This window comes from Mesorhizobium sp. M8A.F.Ca.ET.021.01.1.1, from assembly GCF_003998025.1.
GTDB lineage: Bacteria > Pseudomonadota > Alphaproteobacteria > Rhizobiales > Rhizobiaceae > Mesorhizobium.
The window spans coordinates 1-6041 of sequence record NZ_RZSJ01000385.1 but is presented as its reverse complement, the minus strand read 5'-3'; the positions used below and the strand labels follow the sequence as shown (position 1 = coordinate 6041).

At 65.0% G+C, this 6041-nt stretch carries 5 protein-coding genes and 1 pseudogene; all 6 read left to right on the top strand.

Annotated elements, in window-relative coordinates:
* A pseudogene (locus EOA36_RS24600) lies at positions 1 to 180 on the top strand (LacI family transcriptional regulator); the annotation flags it as partial.
* Positions 177 to 1193, top strand: coding sequence for a Gfo/Idh/MocA family oxidoreductase (locus EOA36_RS24595; protein ID WP_127279787.1), 1017 nt, complete (start codon positions 177 to 179; stop codon positions 1191 to 1193). The pseudogene EOA36_RS24600 and the gene EOA36_RS24595, both read left to right, overlap by 4 nt.
* Positions 1190 to 2791 (top strand): acyl CoA:acetate/3-ketoacid CoA transferase, encoded by a 1602-nt coding sequence (locus tag EOA36_RS24590; RefSeq protein ID WP_127279786.1) that lies wholly within the window; start codon positions 1190 to 1192, stop codon positions 2789 to 2791. Before EOA36_RS24595 ends, EOA36_RS24590 begins: the two co-directional genes overlap by 4 nt.
* Complete coding sequence (locus tag EOA36_RS24585) at positions 2784 to 3560, top strand: enoyl-CoA hydratase/isomerase family protein (RefSeq protein ID WP_127279785.1); 777 nt, start codon at positions 2784 to 2786, stop codon at positions 3558 to 3560. The genes EOA36_RS24590 and EOA36_RS24585 overlap by 8 nt, the downstream gene beginning before the upstream one ends.
* Before the next feature lie 17 nt (positions 3561 to 3577).
* Positions 3578 to 5089, top strand: coding sequence for an aldehyde dehydrogenase family protein (locus EOA36_RS24580; RefSeq protein WP_127279784.1), 1512 nt, complete (start codon positions 3578 to 3580; stop codon positions 5087 to 5089).
* Between the two features lie 58 nt (positions 5090 to 5147).
* Positions 5148 to 6041: ABC transporter substrate-binding protein (locus tag EOA36_RS24575; RefSeq protein WP_145969288.1), on the top strand; the 894-nt coding region annotated here is incomplete at its 3' end.

Genomic DNA, 6041 nt, shown 5'->3' with positions numbered 1-6041 from the left:
GTTGCGGTGGACTCCGCCGGTCTCGGCGAACGCGCGGCCCACGTCATGATCAAGATGATCCAGTCGCGCACCACGCGCGCCGAGGACCATATCGGCGCCGTCAATCTCGTGGTCAGGGAAAGCTGCGGCCCAGATCGCCGCACGCGAAACAGGCCCGCGGCAACGGGAGCCGCAAGATGAGCATCAAATGGGGGCTGATCGGCGCCAGCACGATCGCCCGGCAATTCATGATCGACGCCGTTCGCGCGCAAGCCGATGGCGAGATCGCGGCTGTAATGAGCTCCAGCGAGGAACGCGCCGCGGCCTATGCAAGGGAAAATGGCATTCCGGCCGCCGTATCAAACCTCGATGCCTTGCTCGGATCCGACATCGACGCCGTCTACATCTCGACCACCAACGAACTGCACCTCGAACAGGCACTCGCCGCGATCGAGGCAGGAAAGCATGTGCTGTGCGAGAAGCCGCTGGCGCTGACCAGCGACGACGCGCGTAGAATGGTCGCCGCGGCCAAGGCCGCGGGCATTGTGCTCGGCACCAATCACCATCTGCGCAATGCCGGGGCTCACCGGGCGATGCGCGAGGCGATTGCCGCCGGCCGCATCGGCCAGCCCATTGCCGCGCGGGTCTTCCATTCCGTCTACCTGCCCGAGAACCTGCAGGGTTGGCGCATCGCCAGGCCCGAGGCCGGCGGCGGCGTGGTGCTCGACATCACCGTGCACGATGCCGACACGCTTCGCTTTGTGCTTGGCGACGATCCGGTCGAGGTTTCCGCGTTCACGCAATCGGCCGGCATGGCCGGCAGCGGGTTGGAAGACGGCGCCATGTGCATCTGGCGCTTCAAGTCGGGCCTCATCGCGCAATCGCATGAAGGCTTCACCACCAGATTTGCCGACACCGGTTTCGAGGTGCACGGCTCGCAGGGTTCGCTGATCGCCCGCAATGTCATGACGCAGAAACCGGTCGGCACGGTGACGCTGCGCACCGCGGGTGGCGAGGAAGAATTGAGCTTCGACCGCGACAACCTCTATGCCAGGTCGGTGGGCCGGTTCCATGCCGCGATCCGTGGCGAGGACCAGCCCTCCGCCACCGGCGAGGACGGCATCTGGTCGCTCACAGCGGCCGAGGCGGCATTGCAGTCGGCCAATTCCGGCAGAGCCGTCAAGATCGACCCGAAACTCGGGAGCATGAATTGAGCAAGGTCGTTTCATCGGCGCAGGCAGCCAGCCTGATCAAGGACGGCATGGTCGTCTCGGTGTCCTCGTCGAGCGGTCTTGGCTGTCCGGACGCCGTGCTCGCCGCCATCGGCGAACGCTTCGACAGCGAAGGCCATCCGAAGGACATCACCACCCTGCATCCCATCGCCGCCGGCGACATGTATGGCATCAAGGGCATCGATCATCTGGCCAAGCCCGGCCTGTTGAAGCGCACGCTGTGCGGCTCCTATCCGTCGGGGCCCTCCTCGGCCGAACCGCCGCAGATCTGGAAGATGATCGGCGACAATTCCGTCGCCGCCTATAACGTGCCGTCCGGCATCCTGTTCGACATGCACCGCGAGGCCGCCGCCAAGCGGCCGGGCGTGCTGACCAAGGTCGGCCTCGACACTTTCGCCGACCCGCGCCACCAGGGCTGCGCCATGAACGCCGCCGCCGGCGAACCGATCGTCTCGGTGCAGCAATTCGACGGCGAGGAATGGCTCTATTTCCGCGCCATCGTGCCGCAAGTCTCGATCATCCGCGCCACCACGGCGGACGAGCGCGGCAACCTGACCTACGAGCATGAGGGCGCCTATCTCGGTGGGCTGGAACAGGCGCTCGCCGCCCGCAACAATGGCGGCATCGTCATCGCGCAGGTCAAGCGCGTCGTCGAGAACGGCACGCTGAAGCCGCATGATGTGCGCGTGCCGGGCGTGCTGGTCGACCATATCGTCGTGGCGCCCGACCAGTTACAGACGACGCTGACGCCTTACGATCCGGCGATTTCGGGTGAGATCTTCCGGCCGCTGTCGACCTTCCGCAACGCGGAGATGAACGTCCAGAAGGTGATCGCGCGCCGCGTCGCCATGGAGCTGCGCGACGGCATGGCCGTCAACATAGGCTTCGGCATCTCGGCCAACGTGCCGCGCATCCTTCTGGAAGAAGGCCAGCACGGCAAGGTCACCTGGGTGATCGAACAGGGTGCCGTCGGTGGCGTGCCGCTGCTCGACTTCAAGTTCGGTTGCGCCTCCAATGCCGAGGCGATCATGCCCTCGCCGCACCAGTTCATCTATTTCCAGGCCGGCGGCTTCGACGCCTCGCTGCTCTCCTTCCTGCAGATCGACCGCCACGGCTCGGTCAATGTCTCGAAACTTTCGGCGCGGCCGCATGTCACCGCCGGCGCCGGCGGCTTCGTCGACATCACGTCACGGGCGAAGAAGATTGTTTTCTCTGGCTTCTTCAACGCCGGGGCAAAGCTCTCGCTGGCCGATGGCGGCATTCGCATCGATGCGGAGGGCAAGGTCAAGAAAGTCGTCAATGAGGTTGAGCATATCTCCTTCTCGGGCAAGCGTGCCGTCGCTCAAGGGCAGGACATCACCTATGTCACCGAGCGCTGCGTGATGAAGCTGACGCCCGATGGGCTGATGGTGACGGAACTGGCGCCCGGTATCGACCTCGAGCGCGATGTGCTGGCACAGGCCGAGATCCCGCTCAACGTGGCCAATGACCTCAAGGTGACGCCGGCCGCGCTCTACCAGGATCGGCCGATCGGCCTGTCACTCAATGGCGGCGCCTCGCTTGGAGGCGCGCATGGCTGAGCGCCTCGTCACCTTCGAGCGGGATGGCGCGATCGGCATCGTCACCTTGCGCCGGCCCGAAAAATTCAACGCGCTCGACATCCCGATGCTGCGCGCGCTGGAGGCGGCTCTCGATGAGGCGGAAAGCGCCGAAGATGTCCGCGCCGTCCTCATATGCGGCGAAGGCAAGGGATTTTGCGCCGGCGGCGATGTCGAGGCCTGGGGCGGCATGAGTGCCGCAGATTTCCAGGTGCAATGGGTGCGCTACGGCCACCGTGTCTTCGACCGGCTGGCACGGCTGCGGCAGCCGACCATCGCCGTTCTGTCCGGCCATGCTCTCGGCGGCGGGCTGGAACTGGCTGTCGCTTGCGATTTTCGCGTCGCCGAAACCCAGGTGAAGCTCGGCTTCCCCGAGACCTCGATCGGTGTCGTCCCCGGCTGGTCCGGCACGCAACGCGCGGTGCGCCGCTTCGGCGCCCAGACGGTGCGTCGCATGGCTGTCGGTGGCGAGATTTTTCTGGCGGCTGAAGCGCTCGTGCTTGCCATCGTCGACCGCGTCGTCGAAACCGGCAAGGCGTTAGACGAAGCCAAGGCCTGGGCTGGGAAAATCGCCGAACGCGGGCCGCTGGCGACCGAAGCCGCCAAGCTGATGATCGCCGTTGCCGAAGGCGAGGAAAGCGCTGCCGCGACCGAAGCCCTGGCCAGCGGTTTCATAGCGCTCACCGGCGATCTCAAGGCCGGCGTCGGCTCCTTCAAGACCAAGCAGAAGCCCGTGTTTTCGCGTTCCTAGGACAGAGTGGAAATCACATGAATGCACCTCTGAAGATTTCCATGCCCGCCGAGGCTTCCGCCGCGCCCAAGGCGTACAAGCTGCTGATCGACGGCAAGCATGTCGATGCCCGCGACGGCCGTATGCTGGAACGCAAGAGCCCCGGCCACGGCTTCACCGTTTCACACTATGCTCAGGCAGGGGCTGCCGAAGTGGAAGCCGCGATGCAGGCCGCGCACAGGGCGTTCGAGACCGGTCCTTGGCCGCGCATGAAGGCGGCCGAGCGCGCCGCGATCCTGCTCAAGGCGGCCGACCTGATCGAGGCCCGGCTGGAAGACATCGCCCGCCTCGATGCGCTGGAATCCGGCAAGCCGATTACCCAGGCGCGCGGCGAGATTGGCGGCGCCGTCGACATCTGGCGCTATGCCGCCTCGCTTGCCCGCACGCTGCATGGCGAGAGCTACGCCAATCTCGGCGACGCCATGCTGGGCGTCGTGCTGCGCGAGCCGATCGGTGTCGTCTCGATCATCACGCCGTGGAATTTCCCGTTCCTCATCGTCAGCCAGAAACTGCCTTTCGCGCTGGCCGCCGGCTGTACGGCCGTGGTCAAGCCGAGCGAGATGACGTCGGCCTCGACCTTCGTGCTCGGCGACATCCTGATGGAGGCTGGCCTGCCCGCCGGCGTCGTCAACATCCTCGCCGGTCTTGGCGCCGATGTCGGCGCGCCAATGGTCAGCCATCCCCTGGTCGAGATGGTGTCGTTCACCGGTTCCACCCGCGTCGGCAAGATGACCATGGCGGCGGCCGCGAATTCCCTGAAGAAGGTTTCGATGGAACTCGGCGGCAAGAACGGCCAGATCGTCTTCCCCGATGCCGATCTCGAGGCGGCCGCCGATGCAGCGGTGTTCGGCGGCTTCTTCAATGCCGGCGAATGCTGCAATGCCGGCAGCCGGTTGATCGTGCACGAAGCGATCGCCGACGATTTCCTGGCCGCCGTGAAGGCGTTGACCGCAAAGGTAGCCGTGGGCGATCCACTCGATATCAGGACCAAGGTCGGTGCGATGATTTCCTCCGACCATCTGGCCAAGGTCACCGATTACATCGCGGCCGCCGCGAGTGACGGGGTCCGCATCTACAGCGGCGGCGGGCAACTCCCTTCCAATGCCGGCCAATATCTCGATCCGACGATCTTACGCAACGTCACCGAAAACATGGCCGTCGCCCGCGAGGAAGTGTTCGGGCCGGTGCTCTCGGTGCTGACTTTTGAAACGATTGAAAAGGCGTTGCACATCGCCAACAACACGCCCTATGGTCTGTCGGCGGGTGTGTGGAGCGCCAGCATCGACACCTGCATGTCGGTGGCGCGGGGCGTGCGTTCGGGGACGGTCTGGGTGAACACGTTCATGGAAGGTTATCCAGAACTGCCGTTCGGCGGCTACAAGCAGTCGGGCCTGGGCCGCGAACTCGGCAAGCGCGCCGTCGAGGACTATACCGAGGAAAAGACAATCCAGTTTCATCGCGGCCAGCGCACCGGTTGGTGGGTCGGCTGAGTTGGGAGACCCCGGCGGCATCCGCCGGTCACGTGAGTTGCAACAAGGGAGGAAGTACATGTTGCGCAAACTGCTTATCGGAACGGCTCTCGCTTCGGGCCTGGCTTTCGCGGCCCATGCCGAGGACGTCAAGGAAGTGCAGATGCTGCATTGGTGGACGTCGGGCGGCGAAGCGGCTGCCCTCAACGTGCTCAAGCAGGATCTGGCCAAGGAAGGCTATGCCTGGAAGGACGTGCCGGTGGCCGGCGGCGGCGGCGATGCCGCCATGACCGCGCTGAAGGCGATGGTCGCGGCCGGCAACTATCCGACCGCCTCGCAGATGCTCGGCTATACCGTGCTCGACTATGCCGCGGCCGGCGTGATGGGCGACCTCACCGAGACGGCGAAGAAGGAAGGCTGGGACAAATCGGTTCCGGCCGCCCTGCAGAAATTCTCCGTCTATGACGGCAAGTGGGTTGCCGCTCCGGTCAACGTCCACTCGGTCAACTGGCTGTGGATCAACAAGGCGGTGATGGACAAGATCGGCGGCGCCGAGCCGAAGACCTTCGATGATTTCATCGCCCTGCTCGACAAGGCCAAGGCGGCCGGCGTCACGCCGCTCGCGCTTGGCGGCCAGAACTGGCAGGAAGCCACCATGTTCGATTCCGTCGTGCTGTCGACCGGCGGGCCGGAGTTCTACAAGAAGGCGATGAACGACCTCGACGACGCCTCGCTCAAGTCCGACACGATGAAGAAGTCGTTCGACAACCTCGCCAAGCTCGTCACCTATGTCGACCCGAACTTCTCGGGCCGCGACTGGAACCTCGCCACCGCCATGGTCATCAAGGGCGATGCGCTGGTGCAGGTCATGGGCGACTGGGCCAAGGGCGAGTTCCACGCCGCCAACAAGACCCCGGGCACCGACTTCCTCTGCTACCGCTTCCCGGGCACGGACGGCTCGGTGATCTACAAC